The organism is Mycobacterium sp., from assembly GCF_965229265.1.
Taxonomy (GTDB): domain Bacteria; phylum Actinomycetota; class Actinomycetes; order Mycobacteriales; family Mycobacteriaceae; genus Mycobacterium.
The window spans coordinates 1,774,190-1,796,859 of sequence record NZ_CBDDIY010000010.1 but is presented as its reverse complement, the minus strand read 5'-3'; the positions used below and the strand labels follow the sequence as shown (position 1 = coordinate 1,796,859).

The following is a 22,670-nucleotide window of genomic DNA, read 5'->3' as shown; positions in this document are numbered from 1 at the left end:
TAGGTTTCCGGGTGTGCAACCCGGATCAGAGAACCGTGACGACGAGTGGGCGGTGTGCGTCTATTGCGCGTCCGGCCCCCGCGACCCCGAGCTGCTTGAGCTGGCGCACCGCGTCGGTGCGGCGGTCGCCGACCGGGGCTGGACGCTGGTCTCCGGTGGCGGCAACGTCTCGGCGATGGGCGCGGTGGCCGCCGGGGCGCGGTCGCGGGGCGGGCGCGCCGTCGGCGTCATTCCCAAGGCCCTGGTGCACCGGGAACTGGCCGATGTGGAGGCCGACGAGCTGATCGTCACCGACACCATGCGTCAGCGCAAACAGGTGATGGAGGACCGCAGCGACGCCTTCGTGGCGCTGCCCGGTGGGATCGGCACGCTGGAGGAACTTTTCGAAACCTGGACGGCCGGGTACCTGGGTATGCATGAAAAGCCGGTGGTGCTCCTCGATCCCACCGGCCACTACGACGGCCTGCGTAGCTGGCTGTCCTCCCTCGTCGAAACCGGGTACGTCGCCCAGGCCGCGCTGGACCGGCTGGTCGTGGTCGACACCGTCGAGGCGGCCCTGGAGATTTGCGCAGCCGGGCGCGCCGCGGACCGGGGCTAGGCTGGCCGCCAACGGTGGCGGGCAACGATCGGAAGGTGGCAGCAATGTCCAGTGAATCCGGGCCGCGGGACTCGGCTGCCAAGCGGTCGGTCGGTCTGCTCGACATCGCCGCTGCGCTGCCCGCGGTGGTGATGGACGCTCCGGTGATCCTGCGCGGGGCGCTGACCGGTCTGCTCGCGGCACCGGGGTCGAAGGTCTCCATCGGCAAGGTGTTCCAGGACCGCGCGGCCCGCTACGGCGACCGGGTATTCATCCGCTTCGGTGACCAGAAGCTCACCTACCGCCAGGCCAATGAGACCGCCAACCGCTACGCGGCGGTGCTGGCGGACAAGGGTGTCCAGCGCGGTGACGTGGTGGGCATCATGCTGCGCAACTCGCCCAACGCGGTCCTGATGATGCTGGCCGCGGTCAAGTGCGGCGCGGTGGCCGGCATGCTCAACTACCACCAGCGCGGCGACGTGCTCTCGCACAGCATCGGTCTGCTCGACGCGACCGTGCTGGTCGCCGAATCCGATCTGATCGACCCGATCACCGACAGCGGTGCCAATGTCGCGCAGCTGATGACCGTCGAAGAGCTCGAGCAGCAGGCCCAGGGGAAACCGACCGGCAATCCCGCGTCGGCCTCGCAGGTCCAGGCCAAAGACACCGCCTTCTACATCTTCACCTCCGGTACCACCGGCCATCCCAAGGCCAGCGTGATGACCCACCACCGGTGGTTGCGGGCGCTGACGCTGTTCGGCGGGCTGGGCCTTCGGCTCAAAGCCGGGGACACCCTCTACTGCCCGCTGCCGCTGTACCACAACAACGCGCTGACGGTCGCGGTGTCGTCGGTGATCAACGCCGGCGGCACGCTGGCGCTGGGCAAATCGTTCTCGGCGTCGCGGTTCTGGGACGAGGTGATCCAGATGGAGGCCACCGCCTTCATCTACATCGGCGAGGTGTGTCGCTACCTGCTCAACCAGCCGCCCAAGGACACCGACCGCGCCCACAAGATCCGGGTCATCGCCGGCAACGGGCTGCGCCCGGAGATCTGGGAGGAGTTCACCCGTCGCTTCGGTATCGGCCGGGTGGCCGAGTTCTATGCCGCCAGCGAGGGCAACACCGCGTTCATCAACGTCTTCAACATCCCCAAGACCACCGGCATCAGCCCGCTGCCGCTGGCCTATGTGGAGTACGACCCAGAGACCGGCGACCCGGTGCGCGACGAGAACGGCCGGGTGCGCAAGGTCCCGCCCGGCCAGCCCGGTCTGCTGATCAGCCCGGTGAACAAGCTCTCGCCGTTCGACGGCTACACCGACAAGGAGGCCAGCGAGAAGAAGCTGGTACGCAACGCCTTCAAGGAGGGCGACGCGTGGTTCAACACCGGTGACGTGATGAGCCCGCAGGGGATGGGGCACGCCGCCTTCTCCGACCGGCTCGGCGACACCTTCCGGTGGAAGGGCGAGAACGTCGCCACCACCCAGGTCGAGGCCGCCCTGGCCGAGGACACGAGCATCGAGGAAGCGACGGTGTTCGGTGTCGAGGTGCCCGACACCGGGGGACGGGCCGGCATGGCGGCGATCAAACTGCGGGACCGGGTGGAATTCGACGGCAAGGCGCTGGCCGACACCGTGTACGCGAATCTGCCCGGTTATGCCGCGCCGCTGTTCATCCGGATCGTGGAGTCGCTGGAGACCACCTCGACCTTCAAGAGCCGCAAGGTCGATCTGCGCAAGCAGGCCTATGGCTCCGACGATGTGGAGATCAAGGACCCGCTCTACGTGCTGGCCGGCCGCGACGAGGGCTACGTGCCGTTCTACCCCGAGTACCCCAGGGAAGTCGCTGACGGCGCCCGCCCCAAATAGGTCTCTTCGCCCAAACCAACGTTTGGGCGAAGAAGTACGAGTAGATGCCGCCGTTTCGTCGATCTCGGCGCGGCCAGGCACCATGGTGGAGTGAGTTCGACGTTCTGCGGACGGCCGGTGGCCGGTGATCGCGCGCTGATCATGGCGATCGTCAACCGCACCCCCGACTCGTTCTACGACCGGGGCTCGACCTTCTCCGACGAGGCTGCCAAGGACGCCGCCCACCGCGTCATCGCCGAGGGGGCCGACGTCGTCGACGTCGGCGGGGTCAAGGCCGGCCCGGGAGCGGTGGTCGACGCCGGCGAGGAGATCGCCCGCGTGGTGCCCTTCATCGAATGGGTGCGCGGCGAATACCCCGACCAGCTGATCAGCGTCGACACCTGGCGATCCTCGGTGGCCAAGCAGGCCTGCGCGGCCGGTGCGGACCTGATCAACGACACCTGGGCCGGTGCGGACCCGGCTTTACCGGAGGTCGCAGCCGAGTTCGGGGCGGGGCTGGTGTGTTCGCACACGGGCGGAGCCGTTCCGCGCACCCGGCCTTTCCGGGTGAACTACGGGACCACCGTCACCGGGGTAGTCGACGACGTCATCGCCGAAGTGACCGCCGCCGCCGAGCGCGCGGTGTCCCTGGGGGTGGCCCGCGACGCCATATTGATCGACCCGACCCACGATTTCGGCAAGAACACTTATCACGGCCTTACTTTGTTGCGCCACGTAAAAGATCTTGTTAAGACCGGATGGCCCGTCCTGATGGCCCTGAGTAACAAGGATTTTGTCGGGGAGACTTTGGGTGTGGAGCTCACCCAACGCCTGGAGGGCACCCTGGCAGCGACCGCATTGGCCGCCGCCGACGGTGCCCGGATGTTCCGGGTGCATGAGGTGGGTCCCACCCGGCGCGTGCTGGAGATGGTCGCGTCGATCCACGGTGAGCGTCCGCCGACGCGGACGGTGAGGGGACTGGCATGACCGAACTCATCGCGAACGACACACTTCCCGGCGATACCTGGCTGTCCGACCACAGCTGGAGCCGGCCGAACTGGACGGTGCCCGAGCTGGTGGCAGCCAAGCGGGGCCGCACGATTTCCGTCGTTCTGCCTGCGCTCAACGAGGAGGAGACCGTCGGCTCCGTCATCGAGACCGTCCGCCCGCTACTTGGTGGTCTGGTCGACGAGCTGATCGTGCTGGACTCCGGATCCACCGACGACACCGAGATCGAGGCGATCGCCGCCGGCGCCCGGGTGGTCAGCCGCGAACAGGCGCTGCCGGAGGTCGAGCCGCAGCCCGGCAAGGGCGAGGTGTTGTGGCGTTCGCTGGCCGCCACCACCGGCGACATCATCGTGTTCATCGACTCCGACCTGATCGATCCGGACCCGATGTTCGTGCCACGACTGGTGGGCCCGCTGCTCACCGGCGACGGAATCCACCTGGTCAAGGGCTTCTACCGGCGTCCGCTGAAGGTCGGCAAGGGTGAGGACGCCAACGGCGGCGGCCGGGTCACCGAACTCGTCGCCCGCCCGCTGCTGGCCGCGCTGCGTCCCGAGCTGGGCTGTGTGCTGCAACCACTGGGCGGGGAGTACGCCGGCACCCGCGAGCTGCTGACCTCGGTGCCGTTCGCCCCGGGTTACGGCGTGGAGATCGGACTGCTGGTCGACACCTACGACCGGCTCGGGCTCGGCGGCATCGCCCAGGTCAACCTCGGGGTGCGGACGCACCGCAACCGGCCGCTGACCGAGCTGGGCGCGATGAGTCGCCAGGTGATCGCCACCCTGCTGTCGCGCTGCGGCATCACCGATTCCGGCGTCGGGCTCACCCAGTTCCTGCCCGATGGCGAGGACGGCTACCTGCCGCGGACCACGACGGTGTCGCTGGCCGACCGTCCGCCGATGAACAGCCTGCGCTGAATCGAGCGCTCGGCGCGGGGGTTGTCGGTCGGTTGAGGCAATATTTGTGACGTGAGTCTGATCCTGCTGTATCTGGTCGTGCTGATCCTCATCGGCGTCGTCCTGTTCGGGGTGGCCAGCCTGATCTTCGGCCGGGGGGAGGAACTGCCCCCGCTGCCCCGAGCGACGACGGCGACCGTTCTGCCGGCCTCCGGGGTCACCGGTGCCGATGTCGAGGGTGTGAAGTTCACCCAGGTGCTGCGCGGCTACAAGACCAGCGAGGTGGACTGGGTTCTTGACCGGCTCGGCGCCGAACTGGACCAGCTGCGCGGCGAGCTGTCGGCCGTGCGGGCGGCCGCCGGCCTCGACGAGCCGGTCGTCACCCACCATGCGGCGCCCGGCACCGAGGAGGAGCCGGCGTGAGCGAGGCTCGCGTGAGCGACGCCGACGCCGACGATGGCCGCATCCGGTGTGAATGGGCTCAGGGGGCCGTTTCGGGTCCCCAGCCGTCGCTGTACCGCGACTATCACGACCAGGAGTGGGGTCGCGCCCTGCGGGGCCGTATCCCGCTGTTCGAGCGGATGAGCCTGGAGGCCTTTCAGAGCGGCCTGTCCTGGCTGATCATCCTGCGCAAACGCGAGAACTTCCGGCGTGCCTTCGCTCGCTTCGACATCGAGACGGTCGCCGGCTACACCGACCGGGACATCGCCCGCCTGATGGCCGATGAGGGCATCGTGCGCAACCGCGCCAAGATCGAGGCCACCATCACCAACGCCAGAGCAGCGGCCGAGCTTGATGTCGACCTGTCCGACCTGCTGTGGTCCTACGCCCCACCGCCGCGTCCCCGGCCCGGAACTCTGGCCGAGGTGCCCGCGCTCAGCCCGGAATCTCAGGCCCTGGCCAAGGACCTCAAGAAGCGCGGATTCCGCTTCGTCGGACCCACCACCGCCTACGCGCTAATGCAGGCCACCGGCATGGTCGACGACCACGTCGCGTCGTGTTGGGTGCCCCCGGCTGGGGCCGCTTGACCGCCGGAATCGAGCCGCTCACTCGGGTCTTGCACATCCATGCCCGCCGATGAGGAACAATAGAGTCGAAAACAAGCAGTTCAGTGCCGGACGCAGCAGCCAAGTGCCGGCACGGATCGGGTCCATGAAGACGGGCCGGCTCGAACCTGGAGGGAGTACTCGATGGCGGCGATGAAGCCCCGGACCGGTGACGGTCCGCTGGAAGCAACCAAGGAGGGGCGCGGCATCGTGATGCGGGTACCGCTGGAGGGCGGTGGACGGCTTGTGGTCGAGTTGACGCCCGACGAAGCCGCCGCCCTGGGTGACGAGCTCAAGAACGTCACCAGCTAACTGATCCAACGTCGAAACCCCGCGTGACCGCGCGGGGTTTCTTCTCTGCGGTGTCGGCTTAGGCCGACACTTTGCGGTAGATCTCCAGAGTCTGCTCGGCGATGTGCGCCCAGGAGAACTCCTCGATGCAGCGCGCGCGCCCCGCCGCCCCGTAGCGGCGAGCCCGCTCCGGGTCACCGACAAGCGCATTGACCGCCTCGGCCAGGCCGGCCTCGAAGTCCGCCGGTTTCGCCGCGTCGTAGTGCACCAGCGTTCCGGTGACTCCCTCGTCGACCACCTCGGGTATGCCGCCTACATCGGAGGCCACCACCGCCGTGCCGCAGGCCATCGCCTCCAGGTTCACGATCCCCAACGGCTCGTACACCGACGGGCAGACGAATGCCGTAGCCGCCGAGAGGATTTCGCGGATCTTGCCGATGGGCAGGAACTCCTGTACCCAGAACACCCCGCTGCGCCGTTCGGCTAATTCCTGTACGGCGGTACTGACCTCGGCGGCGATCTCCGGGGTGTCCGGCGCACCGGCGCACAGGACCAGCTGGATGTCGGGATCGAAGCGGTGCGCCGCCGCGATCAGGTGCGGCACCCCCTTCTGCCGGGTGATACGCCCCACAAAGGCGACCATCGGCCGCGCCGGGTCGACGCCGAGTTCGGCCAGCACCGATTCGCCCCGCTCCGGGGGAGCGGGATACCAGACGTCGGTGTCGATTCCGTTCTTCACGACGTGAACCCGGTTGGGATCCAAGCTGGGATAGACGGACAGGACATCCTCGCGCATCCCGGAGCTGACCGCGATCACCGCGTCGGCGCCCTCGACGGCGGTCCGCTCCACCCACAGCGACACCCGATAGCCCCCACCGAGCTGCTCGGCCTTCCACGGCCGTAACGGTTCGAGGGAGTGCGCCGTCAGCACGTGCGGAATGCCGTGCAGCAGCGCGGCCACATGCCCGGCCATGCCGGTGTACCAGGTGTGGGAGTGCGCGACGGTCGCCTCGGCCGCCGCGTTGGCCATCACCAGATCCGCCGACAACGTCGACAGTGCGGGGTTGGCGCCGCGAAGCGCGGGATCGGGTTGGTGGACGAACGCTCCCGCCCGCGGGGCACCCATGCAGTGCACGTCGACCTCACACAGGCGGCGCAGCTGCGCAACGAGTTCCGTCACGTGCACGCCGGCCCCGCCGTAAACCTCGGGTGGATACTCCCGAGTCATCATCGCCACCCGCATACGCCCGACCGTAGTAGCAGCCGGGCGCTGGCGCAGCTTTGTGGTCAACGTGCTTGCGCGCGAGCACAAAATGCCCTTCCCGGCGCGACACAGCGACCTGCAAAAGTGCCAATGGCCTAGCCGACTGATGCCCGTGCCATTAGGTTTGCAGCATGAGGGAATTGCCACACGTGCTGGGCATTGTCCTGGCCGGCGGAGAGGGCAAGCGGCTGTATCCGCTGACCGCGGACCGGGCGAAGCCCGCGGTTCCCTTCGGCGGTGCCTACCGGCTGATCGATTTCGTGCTGTCCAATCTGGTCAACGCCCGCTACTTGCGAATCTGTGTGCTCACCCAGTACAAGTCGCACTCCCTCGATCGGCATATCTCGCAGAACTGGCGGCTGAGCGGTCTGGCCGGTGAGTACATCACCCCGGTGCCGGCCCAGCAGCGCCTCGGGCCGCGCTGGTACACCGGATCGGCCGACGCCATCTATCAGTCGCTGAACCTGATCTACGACGAGGATCCGGACTACATCGTGGTTTTCGGCGCCGACCACGTGTACCGGATGGACCCCGAGCAGATGCTGAAGTTCCACATCGAGAGCGGGGCGGGCGCCACGGTGGCCGGCATCCGGGTGCCGCGCGCGGAGGCGCACGCCTTCGGTTGCATCGACGCCGACGAGTCGGGGCGGATTCGGGAGTTCATCGAGAAGCCGGCGGACCCGCCCGGCACCCCGGACGACCCGGAGCAGACCTTCGTGTCGATGGGTAACTACATCTTCACCACCAAGGTGCTCATCGACGCCATCCGCGCCGACGCCGACGACGACAACTCCGACCACGACATGGGCGGCGACATCATCCCGCGGCTGGTCTCCGATGGCATGGCCGCGGTCTACGACTTCCGCAACAACGAGGTGCCCGGTGCCACCGAGCGCGACCACGGTTACTGGCGCGACGTCGGAACGCTGGACGCCTTCTACGACGCCCACATGGATCTGGTGTCGGTGCACCCGGTGTTCAACCTGTACAACAAGCGTTGGCCGATCCGCGGCGAGTCGGAGAACCTGGCTCCGGCCAAGTTCGTCAACGGGGGCTCGGCGCAGGAGTCGGTGGTCGGTGCCGGCAGCATCATCTCGGCGGCGTCGGTACGCAATTCGGTGCTGTCGAGCAATGTCGCCATCGAAGACGGCGCTATCGTCGAAGGCAGTGTGTTGATGCCCGGCGTTCGGGTGGGTCGCGGCGCGGTGGTCCGGCACGCGATCCTGGACAAGAACGTCGTCGTCGGTCCCGGCGAGATGGTCGGCGTCGACCTGGAGAGGGATCGCGAACGTTTCGCAATCAGCTCCGGTGGCGTGGTCGCCGTCGGGAAGGGCGTCTGGATCTAACCGGCTTCGGGGTTGTTGCGCGCGGCTCTGCGGCGTCGGCGCCGCCGTAGCAGCGCCACCGCTGCCCATCCCAAAGCGATCATCACCACGAGCACCAGCGCCGGAATCAGAATGGCGATGAACACGAGGGCAATGCTGGTGACGTCCTCGACGGTGCTCAGCACCGGTGCGGCGGTGCCGGCGGTGGCGACATTGGCCGCCGGGCGAACCGCCGTCTTCGTCAGGTGCACCACCAACGCCGTCAGCACACCGATGGCCACCGGGACCCACTGACCGGTCCGGGCGAAGTCCCCGGGGTCGGTGACCGCGGCCGTCTGCGCGGCCGTACCCGAGCCGAATACGATGCCGCCGGCGGTGGGCCGGACGAAGGTCTGCACCGCGTCGTTGACCGAATCCAGCGCCGGGACCTTGTCGGCAACGATCTCGACCGCCAGCAGAATCGCGACAATCGTGATGACCCAGCCGTTCTCCAGCCACGACCAGGCATGCGGCAGGGTGATCAGGGTGCTGAACCGTCCGAGCAAGCCCATGGCCAACAGCGGTATGTAGGCATTGAGGCCGGCGGCGGTGGCCAGGCCGAAACCGGTCATCAGCTCCACACGAGCCTCCTCATGGCGGAACTCGTTGGCCCGCCGCCCTACTCACCAGACCAATGGCACCAGACGGTAACGCACTTTCTGGGTGTATTGCCGGTAACCGTCCAACTCGGCAGTGAGCATCTTCTCCTCGTCGACGATGCGCACGGCCATCAGGAGCACCCCGACGAGTACCAGCAAAAGCGCCCAGTACGAGCCCAGGCCCAGGGCGATCCCGATCATCAGGATCACGTTCCCGGAGTACATCGGGTGGCGCACAATGCCGTACAGCCCGGTGCTCACCAGCGGCTGACCGTCTTCGACGGTGATATTGGCAGAGGCATAGCGGTTTTGGACGACCACCCACATCGCCAGGCCCAGCCCAACGGCCACCATCAGCACGCCGAGCACCGATACCCAGGCGGGAACGTGCGACCAACCGAACCGGTAGTCCAATGCCGGGACCACGAGTAGCGCCGTGAACGCGGCGAACGTCGCGCCGATCACGACTTTCTGCACGGCTCGGGTTTCGGCCCGCACCCCGGCGTGCCTGCGCCGCTCCACGGCTGCCGGATCGATTCGGGCCAGGTAGAGGGTCGGCCCCAAACTCATCACACTGAACACGGCAAGCACGGCCCAACCCTGCCAATAGTCCACAGTGCCGGCCGGCACGAACAACAGCACGGCGAAGACGGCGATACCCACGACCGCCGACACCAGGGTTCGCAGTGAGGTACTCATCGTGCTCCCGTCTCTTCAAGACCTAGACGACGTCGCGGTGGCGGTAGATGGATCCCGCGATCAGCGTGACGGCGACAGCGACGGCGACCATAACTCCCAGTGTCACAACGGAATACGAGGACGGAGCGGTGGTGCGGCCCACCGGCGAGGCGTCGATGAGCCATCGTGGCAGTCGCAGCAGAGCGCCCAGATAGAGCGCGGCCACGATGAACGTCACCGCCAGCCAGCCGATGGCGGGGCGTCGCATCGCCACCCCGAGTGCGGCGACGCCGGCCACGACGGCCATCGCCGGCAGGAACGCCAATCCGGCCACGGTGAGCCGGAGGATGGTCTGTGGTTGCCCCAGCGTCAGGGCCGCCCCCAGGCCGTTGCCCAGGCCCGCGCAGGCGAGAAGCACCGCCGCGCCCGTCAGTGCCGCGCCCACCGCCGACAACAGCCACGCCCACCGCGACACCGAGCCGGCCAGTACCGCCTCGGCGATTCCGGATTCCTCGTCACGGCTCAGGCGCACCACCACGCTGACCACGTATGCCGTCGTCGCCGCCGCCAGAAACTGCGTCATCGTCGTGTACACACCGTCGGTTCCCTGCGCGGTGAGCACCCGTGCCAGCAGCTCGTTGCCGCGCGCCGCATCCAGCAGCGACTTGGTCATCGAGCCGAAGGCCGCCCCGGCCAGCAGCAGCCCGATCGCCCAGCCTGCGGTGAGTCCGCGGTGAATCACCAGCTGCAAGCCGAATATCCCGCCGACCGGCCGAGCCCGCGGATGCTCACCCGAGGACGCCAGCACCCCCTCGTCGTACTGGCGCCTGCTCTCCAGCACGAGTGTGGCCACAACAAGTGCGATGGTCAGGATCACCAGCAGCGCCAATGGCCACCAACGCAGAGCGACGAACGGGCGCATCTGCTGGGCCCAGGCGATAGGGGAGAACCAGCTCAGCGGGCTCCCGGCGTTGTCGATCACGTCGCCGGCCCCGCGGACCAGCACGGCGGCGGCCAGTGTTGCCATCGCCGCGGCCGTTGCGGTGCGGGTCTGCCGCCATAGCTGAGCGGCGAGCGCGGCCAGTGCCCCGAAGACGCTGGCAACCGCGGTGATCCCCAGGCACATGGCCGCGGTGTCGACGACGGCGAAACCCGTTGTCGCCATGGCCAGTGTCATGGTCACGGTCAGGACCGCGTTGACGGCCAGCACCACCAGTAGCGCCGCCGCGGTGCGGGCATGGCGGCCGACGATCGAGGACAGCACCAGCTCGGCGGAGCCGTTCTCCTCCTCGGCGCGGGTGTGGCGCACCACGGTCATGATCGACAGGATGGAGGCCGCGACAATGAGGGTGAGCGTGAGCTCATTGGCCATCATGGCGCCGAGGTCGGTCTCGTTGCCCCCGAACATGGGACCGCCCAACATGATTCCGGCGGGGGTCTTGAGCAGGTTCACTCGCGCCTGGCGCTGCGCTTCGTCGGGGTAGGCCAGCTTTATCCCGTTGGGGGCGTAGACCATCATGAAGGTCAGCACCGCGACCCACACCGACAGCCGGATTCGGTCGCGCCGCAGCGCGAACCGAATCAACGCCGGCAGTCCGGTCAGTGATGAGGACGGCGACGCGGCCTCGTGCCGGCCGCGATGCGCAGTCACCGGCGCTGTCATCGTGCCGTGCTTTGGTATTCGCGCAGGAACACATCTTCCAGCGATGCCGGCGTGACGGTCAGGTCGGTGATACCCAACTGGCTCAGGTGCAGCATCGTGACGTCCAGCGCATCGCGGTCGACGGAGAACCGCAGCTGCCCGCCTCGAACCTCGACATCGTGCAGCCCGGGCCACCGGCGCACCTCGGCGGGGTCGCGCCGGGTGCGGACCGACACCGTCGTCCGCATCAGGTGACGCAGCTCGGCCAACGAACCGGACTGCACGGTGCGCCCGGCGCGAATGATCGTCACTGTCTCACAAAGCTTTTCAACTTCTGCCAGGATGTGGCTGGAGAGCAGCACGGCCGAACCGCGGTGCGCCGCCTCGTTGACACACTGCTGGAAGGTCTGCTCCATCAACGGATCGAGGCCGGATGTGGGTTCGTCGAGGATGTAGATGTCGGCGTCGCAGGCGAACGCTGCGACCAGCGCGACCTTCTGACGGTTGCCCTTGGAGTAGGTGCGCGCCTTCTTGTGCGGATCGAGTTCGAAGCGCTCGATCAGTTGATCGCGCCGGCCCGGGTCCGCACCGCCGCGCAGTCCGACAAGGAACTCGATGGCCTGTAGGCCGGTGAGGTTCGGCCACAATGTGACATCGCCGGGGACGTAGGCGATCCGGCGGTGCAGCGTGACGGCGTCGCGCCACGGATCGCCGCCGAGCAACCGCACGGTGCCACCGTCGGCCCGCAACATGCCCAGCAACACCCGGATGGTGGTGGACTTGCCCGCGCCGTTGGGCCCGAGGAAGCCGGCGACGGAACCGGCTCTGACGGTGAGGTCCAAGCCGTCGAGTGCCCTGGTGGTGCCGAAAGCCTTTGTGAGCCCTCTGATCTCTACTGCGGCGGTGTCAGATCGCACTATCGGTGCCGATATCGCTGCCATCAGCCTCTCCTTCGGTGGTGGACGCAAACGGACCCTGGGCCACGAAGCTGTCGAACATCGTCGAGTCAGTCAGCAGGCCCTCGGTATACAGCTCGAGGGCCGGCAGCATCATGTCGTTGGCGTAGTCGTGGAGCACGGCCCGGAGATCAGTCGGGGTGTCGTGCAGTTGCAGGTAGAGCAGGAATGCGCCACCACCTGCCATCCCCAGATATCGCGCCCGAGCGGCTGGATCGCGGCTTGGCTTGACCGTGCCGGCCCGGACGCCCTCGTCGAGGTAACTTTCGACATTGGCGAACATCGTGCGCCACAGATTCTTGGCCAGCTCGCCGCCGGTCTGCATGCTGCGCACCAGGTAGGCCATCATCGGCGCGTACGACTCGATCGCGGCGACCTGCGCCAGCCAGGTGGCCGGATCGGTGGAGCGGATGGTCTCGGACTTCCCGCTGCGGATCTCCTCGGCGATGAAGTCGTCGCAGGCCTTGCGCAGGCCGTCCTTGGAGCCGAAGTGGTGGATGACGAGCGCGGGGCTTACCCCGGCCGCCTCGGCGATGGCGCGCACCCCGACGTCGAAACCGCGTGAACCGAACAGGTCGATTGCCGCGTCACGGATCCGAGCCGCGGTCGTCCTGTCGTCTGAACGCATGTTTAAGATGCTAAACAGGCGTTCAGTCGGCGGTCAAGGGGGAGCGCCGACTGTGGTCGGGTGTGGTGTGGCGGTCAGGCCGCGCGGGGGATGGCCGCCAGGGCGGCGGACGGGCTGTCGATCGCCGCATGGCGCCCGCTGGCGCGGTTGAGGAGGATGGCGAACATCTGGGCTGCGGTGACCGTGCCGGGGGAGTGTGGCTGCGACCGCTGGATCGCTTCCCCATCGAGGCCGGTGATCGTCAGGAGAAGCCGATGGGTTCCGGGAGCATCACCCGGCGCGCCGGTCTCGGTCGCGGTAGCCTCGAGCCCGTCCAACGGAATTCGCCGGGCGGTCCGGTGGTAGCCCACTATGAGAAAGCTTCGCGTCATGCGGAGTTCGCCCCAGGTTGCCACGACACTCTCTGAACGATCGCGATTACTTTGCGATAGGCCCAGTACAACCGCCGCTACTAAGGCCAGTGCGAATGGCGCGATCAATATCGCCGCCATAACGGGGCTGATTCGTGGATCCATGACTTCCCCCGGAAACACCCTGCACAGTCGCACCTAACATGCCCGCAACCTGCGGGCAATATTCCTGCCTCACACCGTCTTTGGGTGACATCGACGATACAAGCAGAGCGGCTATTGCAAGTCCAATGACTGTTATTGATACGGGTCATTCTCAATTGCGATGACATCACGTTTGTAGATCAGACCTATTTAGCAACGAGATATGTACGCATCAGGAGAAATTTGCTAGTTTCCCATTACCTGCACATACAGCAAATTTTCGGCACGAGTGAGTTTGGTCTGATAAGTTCCTGTGGTGGAACTTCGCCAGCTGGAATACTTCCTCGTTGTCGCTGGTGAGATGAGTTTCTCCCGGGCGGCGGAGCGGGCCAACGTCGTGCAGTCTGCGCTATCGACCAGTATTAGCAAACTTGAGCACGAACTCGGCGTGCAATTGTTCGACCGCAGCCGTCAGCGCATCAAGCTCACCGTTGCCGGCGAGGAGTTCCGCGATCGGGCCGCCGATGTCTTGCGAGCGGCCACCGTCGCGAAGGAATCGGTGCTCGAGCTGACTGCGAGCTTCTCGGGCACCGTCGACTTCGGCATGCTGATCTCCTGGGGTCCGCTGGACTATGTCGCGGCCCTAGGTGACTTCGCCGAGGAGAACCCCCGAGTGCGGTTGCGCTCGCACATGTCGCAGACCGGTTCGTGGGCGTACCTGCCCGAGCTCATCGAGGGCACGCTGGATCTGGCCTTGGTCTCCGCGCCACAGCGGTTCCCACCCCAGCTCGAGATGAACCTGCTATTCGAGGACCCGCTCACCTTCGTCTGCCGTACCGACCATCCGCTTGCAGCGCGCGAGGCGATCGACATCGCCGAGCTGGCCGGGGAGGGCCTGGTGGGCTTCCCGCCGGGATTCGGTCTGCGCTCTCTCGTCGACGGGGCATTCCATGCGGTCGGGCTCGAGGCGCCGACCCAGCACGAACTGACCCTGGGCTTTCCCCAGTTCGCCGAGTTGATCCGTCGCGGGATCGGCAGCGCGATCATGCCCGACAGCGAGGCTCGGCGGGTACCCGACCTGCGCCGGATAGCGCTGGCCACGCCGGTGCTGTGGCCGGTTTATCTAGCCTCTCGCCCGCTGGCTGAGGTCAGCCGGGCGACGGCCCGGCTCTCGGAGATCATCCTGAGTGCACCCGGCTCTGTTCACCGCAACGGCAACCCGCTCCACAACGGCGACGCCATCCGCAACGGCGACGCCGCCGCGACCCGCACACCTAGTCGCGCGCCGCGATCAGCATCCCGTCGCCGAGGGGTACCAGCACAGGGGTAAGGCGCTCGTCCTCGGCGATGAGGCGCGCGGCCTCCCGCACGGCCGAGACCTCGGGGTCGCTGGCGGCCGGATCTCCGGCGCGTCCGCCGAGCGCCGAGCGGTGGACGACGATCGCGCCTCCCGGACGCAGCAGCCGCACTCCCTCGGCCACGAAATCGGCGTGGTCGGCCGGTGCGGCGTCGATGAACACCAGGTCATAGGACTCATCGGCGAGTCGGGTGAGGACCTCTTGGGCCCTGCCGGCGATCAGCCTGGTGCGCGACGGTCCGATTCCGGCCTCGCTGAACGCCTGTTTGGCGATGCGCTGGTGTTCGGGCTCGATGTCGATGGTGGTCAGGACGCCGTCGTCACGCATACCCGAGAGCAGCCACAGCCCGCTCACGCCGGCGCCCGTTCCAACCTCGACGACGGCTTTGCCGCCGGATAGCCGGGCCAAGACGCTGAGCAGAGCTCCAACGGCCGGTGTCACCGCCCCGGCGCCGGCGTCGACAGCCCGTTCCCGGGCGGCCGCCACGATGGTGTCTTCGGAGATAGACCCCTCGGCATGAGCGAGTATGCGGTCGGCGCGACTGGGCCCCGGCTGGCCTGATTGGTCCTCTGTAGTGGCCATTCTGAGCAGCGTAGAGCAACCGGATCGCCGTGCGGGCAGGCGCGCCCGGTACGGAACCGGTGCCCGGCCCCGGCGACACACCGATGCCAGGTCCCGAATCTCGCGGGTCGCACGCCGGTATCGGCCCAGCACAGAAAAGGTAACGAAAGTATTTCTCAGAGGACGCTCAGTTTGCTCACATGCCTCCCACACCGGTGTGGGGAACGGTAGCGGCATGGAACACTGGGAACGCTGGTCGGGGAATACGCCCGATGGCGCTCGTGTTGTCAGCTTCGATGCGGTCGACGGCAACGAGCCGCCGACGCAGATCAGCCAGGAGGATCCGACGACCACCACACTGATGGCTCCCGCCCACATGTCCCACGTCGAGCAGTTGAGCGACGCGGAGTGGGTTGAGCCGTCCGACGAGCTGCAGGGCACCGCGGTGTTCGACGCAACCGGCGACCGGACGGCCATGCCGTCCTGGGACGAGTTGGTGCGTCAGCACGCCGATCGGGTGTACCGGCTGGCCTACCGGCTGTCGGGCAATCAGCAGGACGCCGAGGATCTCACCCAGGAGACCTTCATCCGGGTCTTTCGCTCCGTCCAGAATTACCAGCCCGGCACTTTTGAGGGCTGGCTGCACCGCATCACCACGAACTTGTTCCTGGACATGGTGCGTCGTCGTGGCCGGATCCGCATGGAGTCGCTACCCGAGGACTACGACCGGGTGCCGGCCGAGGGGCCCAACCCCGAGCAGATCTATCACGATGCGCGGCTCGGGCCGGATCTGCAGGCTGCGCTGGATTCGCTGGCGCCGGAATTCCGCGCCGCCGTGGTCCTGTGCGACATCGAAGGACTCTCGTACGAGGAGATCGGCGCGACGCTCGGCGTCAAGCTGGGAACCGTGCGCAGCCGCATCCATCGCGGCCGCCAGGCGCTGCGCGACTACCTCGCGGCGCACTCGGGCCAGCGGGAGCTCGACGACTTCACCGCCGAGTCGGCTTAACCCGCCGGCCTGACCGCGGCAGCGGCCGCAAGTGGTCGTCATGTCATGTCCTTGCGGCCTGCGCGCGCTACATTCGACCTAGCGGCGCGAACTCTGGCGCGATCGAGAGGAGTCGGTGATGGTCGATCGTGGACACGTGTTCCGTCGAGCGTTCTCCTGGCTCCCCGCACAGTTTGCCTCGCAGAGCGACGCCCCGGTCGGAGCGCCCCGCCAGTTCGGCTCCACCGAGCATCTGTCCACCGAGGCCATCGCCGCCTATGTCGACGGCGAACTGCGCATGAAGTCCTACCTGCGGGCGGCGCACCATTTGTCGCTGTGTCCGCAGTGCGCCGCCGAGGTGGAAGGCCAGAGTCAGGCGCGCACCGCACTGCGCGACTCGCTGCCGATCAGCATGCCGAGCACGCTGTTGGGGTTGTTGTCGCAGATCCCGCAGTCCACACCGGACGAGCCGGTGGTACCCGAACGCCGGAGCCGTACCGGGGGCGACATCGAACCCGGACTCGCCGACCAGTTAGCTGACGGCACGGACCGTGGCCGGCGTAAGCGCCGGTAGGGTGGACGTGAACTCCAGCAGCGCCGTGCTCGGTCCCGTAGCGCGCGCTCTGAACTGAGCGCTTGGATAGAGGTTGAACTTGAGCCCCAATCAAGACAGTTCCGGCACCGGCCCCCGCCTGGCCCCGCGCCCGGTCTCGCGGCCGCCGGTCGACCCGGCCGCCACCCGCGCCTTCGGTCGTCCCTCCGGCGTGGACGGATCGTTCATCGCCGAGGAACTGCGCCCGGCCAAGTTCCGCGGCGAGGTTGAGTTCCAACCCAAGGACCAGCCGGCCGACCCGGTGCTGCACGAGGCGTTCGGCCGGCCCTACCCGGGCGGCGAATCGCTGCAGCGCCACCCCGCCGACGCCGGTGCCCTCGGCGCCGACAAGGACGAACCCGACGAGCCTGACGACCCGTGGCGCGATCCGGGCTCGGCCGCGGGGCTGGGCACCCCGGCCCTGGACGTGCCCGTGCGGGCCGTAAGCGCGGAGCCCACCGGCAAGCTCGGTGTGCGTGAGGTGTTGTTCGGCGGACGGGTGTCCTACGCGGCGCTGGCGGTGCTGGGCATCGTCGCTCTTCTGATCGGCGTCGCCGGCGGCTGGGTCGGCCGCAAGACCGCCGAGGTGGTCGAGGCGTTCACCACCTCCAAGGTGTCGCTGGCGACCAACAGCACCGGCGAGGTGCCGCCCGGCCGCTTCGCCAAGGTGGCCGCGTCGGTGGCCGACTCCGTCGTCACCATCGAGGCGGTCAGCGACGACGAAGGCGCCCAGGGCTCCGGCGTGGTCGTCGACGGCCGCGGCTACATCGTCACCAACAACCACGTCATCTCCGATGCCGCCACCAATCCGAGCAAGTTCAAGATCTCGGTCGTGTTCAACGACGGCAAGGCGGTTCCGGCCAACCTCGTCGGCCGCGACCCCAAGACCGACCTGGCCGTGCTCAAGGTGGACAACGTCGACAACCTCACGGTGGCCCGATTCGGCGACTCCGACAAGGTGCACGTCGGTGATGAGGTCATCGCCGCCGGCGCCCCGCTGGGCCTGCGCAGCACCGTCACCCACGGCATTATCAGCGCCTTGCACCGGCCGATTCCGCTGTCCGGTGAGGGGTCGGACACCGACACCGTCATCGACGCCATCCAGACCGACGCCTCGATCAACCACGGCAACTCCGGTGGCCCGCTGATCAACATGAACTCCGAGGTGATCGGCATCAATACCGCTGGAAAGTCGCTGTCCGACAGCGCCAGCGGCCTCGGCTTCGCGATCCCGGTCAACGAGGTCAAGGAGACGGTCGAAGCGTTGATCAAGGACGGCAAGGTTTCGCACCCGACGCTCGGGCTGTCGGCCCGTTCGGTCAGCAACGACCTCGCTCAGGGCGCCCAGGTGGCCAACGTCAAGGCCGGCAGCCCGGCTGAGAAGGCCGGCATCCTGGAGAACGACATCGTGGTCAAGGTCGGTAACCGCACGGTGGCCGACGCCGACGAGTTCGCGGTCGCGATCCGGCAGCTCAAGATCGGACAGGACGCTCCCATCGAGGTCATCCGTGACGGTCGCAAGGTCACGCTGACGGTGAACCCCGCGCCGGACAACTGACACGATGTTCGCCAACGTCGGGTGGGGCGAGATGCTCCTGCTGGTCGTGGTCGGGTTGGTGATCCTGGGCCCGGAGCGGCTACCGGGCGCCATCCGCTGGACGTCCAGCACGCTGCGGCAGGCGCGCGACTACATCAGCGGCGCGACCAGCCAGCTCCGCGATGATCTGGGACCTGAATTCGACGACCTGCGACAGCCGCTGAGCGAGCTGCAGAAACTGCGCGGGATGACCCCGCGGGCGGCGCTGACCAAACATCTGCTCGACGGCGACGATTCGTGGCTCACCGGTGCGTTCGAGGCACCCGGAGCCGCTGGGCCGGCGACATCCGGTAGCGACAAGCCGCACAGTGCCGGAGGACCCCAGCCCCAACTCCCGCCTGAGACCCCCAAACCGGTTTCGGACCCGTTGCCGCCCGGGACCCCAGCGCCGTTCGATTCCGACGCGACCTAGCGTTTCCCGCGATTCGGCGCGCTTTCGTTCGCCTAGCGACGTGTTCTGTTCGGGGACATCGCTGACAGGTGCATGTCGCGGGACATCGCTGACACCTGAGTAGGGCCGTGATGATGATTCATGGCCCAGAAGGTGACGGAGATGGACATTCGCATGGCTGCAGCGTTGGCCGGGCAGATCGAGAACGTGGCCCAGTTTTGCCGTGACAATCAGATCAGTCGGGAGACGTTCTACAAGTACCGTCGACGATTCCGCTACGGCGGCATCGAGGGGCTGCAGGAGCTCTCGCGGCGCCCGCGGACCTCGCCGGGTCAGACCCCGGTCGAGATCGAGGAAGTGATCGTGTTGCGGCGCAAGCAGCTGATCGAGCAGGGCCTTGATCACGGTGCGCAGTCGATCGTGTGGTCGTTGCAGCGCGACGGTATCGCCACACCCTCGGTGTCGACGGTGTGGCACATCCTTACCCGGCGCGGGGCGATCATCCCGCAGCCACAGAAGCGGCCGAAATCGGCCACCAAGCGGTTTTGCTTCGATCGGCCCAATGAATGCTGGCAGTCCGACTGGACCCAATGGGCGTTGGCCGATGACACCCTGGTGGCCATCGCCGGCACTCTCGATGACCACTCCCGGTATGTGCCCGGCCTGCTCGCCGCTGCCGGCGCGGGCACCCCGGAGTTGGTGTGGGAGGTGATGATGGCTGCTATCGCCGAGTGCGGTATCCCATCAATGTCGTTGACCGACAACGGACTTGTCTACACCGGACGGCATCGAAACTTCGAGTCGGCATTCGAGACCAACCTGCACGCGCTGGGCACCCGCACCATCAACTCTGCCCCCTATCACCCGCAGACCTGCGGCAAGATCGAACGGTTCTGGCAGACGCTCAAGCGATGGCTTCGCGCCCGACCAGCGGCGAGAACTCTCGACGAGCTCAACGAGCTACTCGCTGAATTCCGCACCTTCTACAACCACCATCGCCGACACCGGACATTGCGCGGGGCCACCCCCGCCGAAGTCCTCGCCGCAACCGGCCCGGCCCGGCCCGCTCAGCGCCCACTGCCGTCCGCGGTCTTCGTCAGCCGCCACATCGTCAGCGAAGACTCCGGCAACCTGTTCATCCCGCCCTACAAGGTCAACGTTGGACGACGCTGGGCTGGACACGACTGCCACTGCATCCGCGACGGCGAACACATCGCCATCTTCAGCGGCACGACTCTGGTCCGGTCCTTCACCGCCGACCCCACCCGCAGCTACCAGCGCGGCGACAAAACCACCCGAACCTACCGCAACCGCGAACCCAAACCGGCACCATGAGTGTCAGCGATGTCCCGCGACATAAGTGTCAGCGATGTCCCGAGACACCACAGTTCGCCTAGCGACGTGTGGCGCGCCGAAGTCGGTCAGCCGCGGCGGGTGGTGTCCAGACCCAGCGACATTCCGGCCAGCCCACGCCGCCGCGCGACGAGCTTGTCGGCGATGCCGCGCAATTCCTTGCCCGCCGCGGAATCGGGGGCCGAGAGCACCAGCGGAACCCCCAAATCGCCGGCCGACACCAGCGCCGGGTCCAGCGGAACCTGGCCCAGCAGCGGCACGTCGGCGCCGACTGCCTGGGTGAGTCGTTCGGCGACCTGTCGGCCGCCGCCCTCGCCGAAGATCTGCATCGTGGTGCCGTCGGGCATCAGCAGGCCGGACATGTTCTCCACGACGCCGACGATGCGCTGGCGGGTTTGCAGAGCGATCGCGCCGGCGCGCTCGGCGACTTCGGCCGCGGCGAGCTGTGGTGTGGTCACGACCAGGATCTCGGCGCCGGGAACCAGCTGGGCCACCGAGATGGCCACGTCGCCGGTGCCGGGCGGCAGGTCCAGCAGCAGCACGTCGAGATCGCCCCAGTAGACGTCGGCCAGGAACTGCTGCAACGCCCGGTGCAACATCGGGCCGCGCCACACCACCGGGGCGTTGCCCTGGGTGAACTGAGCGATCGAAATGACCTTCACGTCGTGGGCGATCGGCGGCAGGATCATCGACTCCACCTGGGTGGGCCGTTCGTCGGTGCCCATCATGCGCGGCACCGAATGGCCGTAAATGTCGGCGTCGAGCACCCCGACCGACAGCCCGCGCGCCGCCATCGCGGCGGCCAGGTTGACCGTGACGCTCGACTTGCCGACTCCGCCCTTTCCGGAGGCGACGGCGTACACCCGGGTCAGCGAGCCGGGCTGGGCGAACGGGATCACCGGCTCGGCGGCATCGCCGCGCAGCTGCTTGCGCAGTTCGGTGCGCTGCTCGTCGTTCATCACGTCCAGCGCGACGGTCACCGCACCGGTGCCGGGCACGTCGGCGACGGCCGCGGTGACTCGCTCAGTGATCTCGGTCTTCTTGGGGCAGGCGGCGGTGGTCAGGTAGATCTCCACGTGGATCGCGCCGCCGTCGCCGACGTCGATGCTCTTGACCATGTTGAGTTCGGTGATGGGACGGCGCAGTTCGGGATCGATCACCTTGGCCAGCGCCGATCGCACCTGACCCGCGAGCTCTGTGTTGTGTTCAGACATCACGGCTGAGTCTAGGCGGCACGGCATGGCCGTCTTCGCCGAGCATCACCCCGGGGAAGGTGCGAACTTCTCAGCTGGCCGGGCCGGGCAGTGCGCCGTGCACCGCGGGTAGCGGGGCGACAGGCGCTTCGGGGGCCGGTTCCATCGCGGGAGCCGGCGGGGGCGGCAGCAACCACGGCGGCTGCCAGGGCGGCGGTGCGGCATTGGGTGCGGCGTCGGCCGGCTCGGCGGCCACCGGCGGCGGGGCCTGCGAGCCCAGGCAGATCACCTGGCAGGGCGCCTGCGGCAACGCACCGACCGGCCCGGGCAGCGGGCCCAGGGCGAGCTGCCCGGCGGTCTCGCTATTGCCCAGGTTGATCTGGGCCAGCGGATCGGTCGACGGCAACCCGATCGCGTTCATCGGCAGACCCGGTCCCAGCCCTTCGGGGCTTTCCAGGTGGGCGTCGCCGATGGCCGGCGCCGGACCGACGATCGGCGGCAGGTCCACCGGCGCGACGCCGGTGGCGTAGGCGGCGGCCCAGCCCAGCACGTTCTGGGCGTAGGCCATCGAGTTGTTGTACCGCAGGATCGCGGTGAGTACCTGGGACTGGTTGCGCAGGTTCAACCCGCCGCTGCACAGATAGCGTGCGGCGGCCAGCGCCGCGTCATAGACGTTCTGCGGGTCGGCCTTGCCGTCGCCGTCGCCGTCGGCGGCGTAGCGCGACCAGGTGCCGGGCAGGAACTGCATCGGCCCCATCGCCCGGGCGTAGACGGCACGCCCGGTCTGCACGGTCTGGACGATGACCTCGTTGCCGGGCAGCGTGCCGTCGAGGGCGGGGCCGTAGATCGGGTTGATGGCGGTGCCGCGCGCGTCCGTCGCACCGCCGTTGGCGTGCATCGACTCGATGCGGCCGATACCGGCCAGCAGGTTCCAACTCAATCCGCACCCCGGTGCCGCGACAGCCATGGCCTGCTCGGCGTTGCGGTACGCGGCCAACGGAACCGCCGGGATGCGCAACGAACCGGGCGAGCTGACCACGATCGCCGGCGGCGGGGCCGACACCGTCGCCGCGGCGAAGTGGAAATTGGTCGGCTGCTTGGCCAGGGCAACGACCGAGACACCCGAGGCATCGCCCGGCGTCGGTGAAACAGCCGCCAGCGGGGTGACTTCGGTGCCGACGACGGGCGCTCCGGGAAGATCCGGCGCGGCGCCCACGGCACCGGCGAGCACGATCGGTGTGAGGACGACAATTCCGAATGCAGGAGTCCGCACCATCCGGCTGACGCGGTTCCCTATACCCACTTGTCCGTCCTCAAGAGATCAAGCCCTGCGCTGTGAACCAAGTCACCATA

The 22,670-nt window shown here is 67.7% G+C and carries 24 protein-coding genes; 14 read left to right on the top strand and 10 right to left on the bottom strand.

Translation table 11 applies throughout. The features are described from left to right. Positions 1-13 precede the first annotated feature (13 nt). The 7 genes from log (at position 14) to ADBZ9K_RS10160 (ending at position 5,680) form a co-directional block, all read left to right on the top strand. The gene (gene log / locus ADBZ9K_RS10190) at positions 14-598 is read left to right on the top strand and encodes a cytokinin riboside 5'-monophosphate phosphoribohydrolase (protein WP_526619941.1); all 585 of its coding nucleotides are present in this window, start codon (positions 14-16) and stop codon (positions 596-598) included. 44 nt (positions 599-642) lie between these two features. Continuing rightward, entirely contained in the window at positions 643-2,442 is a 1,800-nt protein-coding gene (fadD6, locus tag ADBZ9K_RS10185) for a long-chain-acyl-CoA synthetase FadD6 (RefSeq protein ID WP_526619939.1), read from the top strand. A gap of 141 nt (positions 2,443-2,583) precedes the next feature. Then, on the top strand, positions 2,584-3,408 hold the full coding sequence (gene folP / locus ADBZ9K_RS10180; protein WP_526620886.1) for a dihydropteroate synthase: 825 nt from the start codon (positions 2,584-2,586) through the stop codon (positions 3,406-3,408). Next, the gene (locus tag ADBZ9K_RS10175) at positions 3,405-4,343 is read left to right on the top strand and encodes a glucosyl-3-phosphoglycerate synthase (protein ID WP_526619937.1); all 939 of its coding nucleotides are present in this window, start codon (positions 3,405-3,407) and stop codon (positions 4,341-4,343) included. Before folP ends, ADBZ9K_RS10175 begins: the two co-directional genes overlap by 4 nt. Positions 4,344-4,394: 51 nt before the next feature. Then, entirely contained in the window at positions 4,395-4,745 is a 351-nt protein-coding gene (locus ADBZ9K_RS10170; RefSeq protein WP_526619936.1) for a DivIVA domain-containing protein, read from the top strand. Beyond that, positions 4,742-5,350: a DNA-3-methyladenine glycosylase I gene (locus ADBZ9K_RS10165; RefSeq protein ID WP_526619934.1), complete on the top strand. Its 609-nt coding sequence runs from the start codon at positions 4,742-4,744 to the stop codon at positions 5,348-5,350. The genes ADBZ9K_RS10170 and ADBZ9K_RS10165 overlap by 4 nt, the downstream gene beginning before the upstream one ends. 162 nt (positions 5,351-5,512) lie before the next feature. After that, positions 5,513-5,680 carry a DUF3117 domain-containing protein gene (locus ADBZ9K_RS10160; RefSeq protein WP_005059648.1) on the top strand — a complete coding sequence of 56 codons (168 nt, stop codon included), beginning with the start codon at positions 5,513-5,515 and terminating at the stop codon, positions 5,678-5,680. A gap of 58 nt (positions 5,681-5,738) precedes the next feature. On the opposite strand, the gene glgA is transcribed toward ADBZ9K_RS10160, so the two are convergent. Further along, positions 5,739-6,902 (bottom strand): glycogen synthase, encoded by a 1,164-nt coding sequence (gene glgA, locus ADBZ9K_RS10155; protein WP_526619932.1) that lies wholly within the window; start codon positions 6,900-6,902, stop codon positions 5,739-5,741. 152 nt (positions 6,903-7,054) lie between these two features. Between glgA and glgC the strand changes: the two genes are divergently transcribed. Next, positions 7,055-8,269 (top strand): glucose-1-phosphate adenylyltransferase, encoded by a 1,215-nt coding sequence (glgC, locus tag ADBZ9K_RS10150; protein ID WP_526619931.1) that lies wholly within the window; start codon positions 7,055-7,057, stop codon positions 8,267-8,269. On the opposite strand, the gene ADBZ9K_RS10145 is transcribed toward glgC, so the two are convergent. From ADBZ9K_RS10145 to ADBZ9K_RS10120, 6 genes are all read right to left on the bottom strand, one after another. Then, the gene (locus ADBZ9K_RS10145) at positions 8,266-8,868 is read right to left on the bottom strand and encodes a DUF4126 family protein (RefSeq protein WP_526619930.1); all 603 of its coding nucleotides are present in this window, start codon (positions 8,866-8,868) and stop codon (positions 8,266-8,268) included. The genes glgC and ADBZ9K_RS10145 overlap by 4 nt on opposite strands. A gap of 42 nt (positions 8,869-8,910) precedes the next feature. Continuing rightward, positions 8,911-9,585 (bottom strand): methyltransferase family protein, encoded by a 675-nt coding sequence (locus tag ADBZ9K_RS10140; RefSeq protein ID WP_526619929.1) that lies wholly within the window; start codon positions 9,583-9,585, stop codon positions 8,911-8,913. Between the two features lie 22 nt (positions 9,586-9,607). Beyond that, entirely contained in the window at positions 9,608-11,227 is a 1,620-nt protein-coding gene (locus tag ADBZ9K_RS10135) for an ABC transporter permease (RefSeq protein WP_526619928.1), read from the bottom strand. Beyond that, entirely contained in the window at positions 11,224-12,147 is a 924-nt protein-coding gene (locus ADBZ9K_RS10130) for an ABC transporter ATP-binding protein (RefSeq protein WP_526619927.1), read from the bottom strand. The genes ADBZ9K_RS10135 and ADBZ9K_RS10130 overlap by 4 nt, the downstream gene beginning before the upstream one ends. Continuing rightward, positions 12,113-12,790, bottom strand: coding sequence for a TetR/AcrR family transcriptional regulator (locus tag ADBZ9K_RS10125; RefSeq protein WP_526619926.1), 678 nt, complete (start codon positions 12,788-12,790; stop codon positions 12,113-12,115). The genes ADBZ9K_RS10130 and ADBZ9K_RS10125 overlap by 35 nt, the downstream gene beginning before the upstream one ends. 74 nt (positions 12,791-12,864) lie before the next feature. After that, the gene (locus tag ADBZ9K_RS10120) at positions 12,865-13,140 is read right to left on the bottom strand and encodes a hypothetical protein (RefSeq protein ID WP_526619925.1); all 276 of its coding nucleotides are present in this window, start codon (positions 13,138-13,140) and stop codon (positions 12,865-12,867) included. A 460-nt stretch (positions 13,141-13,600) separates the two neighbouring features. Here ADBZ9K_RS10120 and ADBZ9K_RS10115 point away from each other — a divergent pair, with 460 nt between their 5' ends. Further along, positions 13,601-14,614 (top strand): LysR substrate-binding domain-containing protein, encoded by a 1,014-nt coding sequence (locus tag ADBZ9K_RS10115; RefSeq protein ID WP_526619924.1) that lies wholly within the window; start codon positions 13,601-13,603, stop codon positions 14,612-14,614. Here the strand turns inward: ADBZ9K_RS10115 and ADBZ9K_RS10110 are convergent. Beyond that, positions 14,559-15,224 (bottom strand): O-methyltransferase, encoded by a 666-nt coding sequence (locus ADBZ9K_RS10110; protein ID WP_526619923.1) that lies wholly within the window; start codon positions 15,222-15,224, stop codon positions 14,559-14,561. The genes ADBZ9K_RS10115 and ADBZ9K_RS10110 overlap by 56 nt on opposite strands. Before the next feature lie 214 nt (positions 15,225-15,438). On the opposite strand from ADBZ9K_RS10110, the gene sigE reads away from it, so the two are divergent. The 5 genes from sigE (at position 15,439) to ADBZ9K_RS10085 (ending at position 20,106) form a co-directional block, all read left to right on the top strand. Next, positions 15,439-16,212 carry an RNA polymerase sigma factor SigE gene (gene sigE, locus ADBZ9K_RS10105; protein WP_526619922.1) on the top strand — a complete coding sequence of 258 codons (774 nt, stop codon included), beginning with the start codon at positions 15,439-15,441 and terminating at the stop codon, positions 16,210-16,212. 118 nt (positions 16,213-16,330) lie between these two features. Further along, positions 16,331-16,765, top strand: coding sequence for an anti-sigma E factor RseA (gene rseA / locus ADBZ9K_RS10100; protein WP_526619921.1), 435 nt, complete (start codon positions 16,331-16,333; stop codon positions 16,763-16,765). Between the two features lie 79 nt (positions 16,766-16,844). Then, a complete protein-coding gene (gene htrA, locus ADBZ9K_RS10095) occupies positions 16,845-18,341 on the top strand; it encodes a serine protease HtrA (RefSeq protein WP_526619920.1) in 1,497 nt (498 codons plus the stop codon). Between the two features lie 4 nt (positions 18,342-18,345). Continuing rightward, on the top strand, positions 18,346-18,792 hold the full coding sequence (gene tatB, locus ADBZ9K_RS10090) for a Sec-independent protein translocase protein TatB (protein ID WP_526619919.1): 447 nt from the start codon (positions 18,346-18,348) through the stop codon (positions 18,790-18,792). A gap of 120 nt (positions 18,793-18,912) precedes the next feature. Then, positions 18,913-20,106, top strand: coding sequence for an IS481 family transposase (locus tag ADBZ9K_RS10085; RefSeq protein WP_526619918.1), 1,194 nt, complete (start codon positions 18,913-18,915; stop codon positions 20,104-20,106). Between the two features lie 86 nt (positions 20,107-20,192). Here ADBZ9K_RS10085 and ADBZ9K_RS10080 read toward each other — a convergent pair whose 3' ends face one another. Next, entirely contained in the window at positions 20,193-21,365 is a 1,173-nt protein-coding gene (locus ADBZ9K_RS10080) for a P-loop NTPase (protein ID WP_526619917.1), read from the bottom strand. A 43-nt stretch (positions 21,366-21,408) separates the two neighbouring features. Beyond that, the gene (locus ADBZ9K_RS10075) at positions 21,409-22,593 is read right to left on the bottom strand and encodes a lytic transglycosylase domain-containing protein (protein ID WP_526620884.1); all 1,185 of its coding nucleotides are present in this window, start codon (positions 22,591-22,593) and stop codon (positions 21,409-21,411) included. Positions 22,594-22,670: the final 77 nt, after the last annotated feature.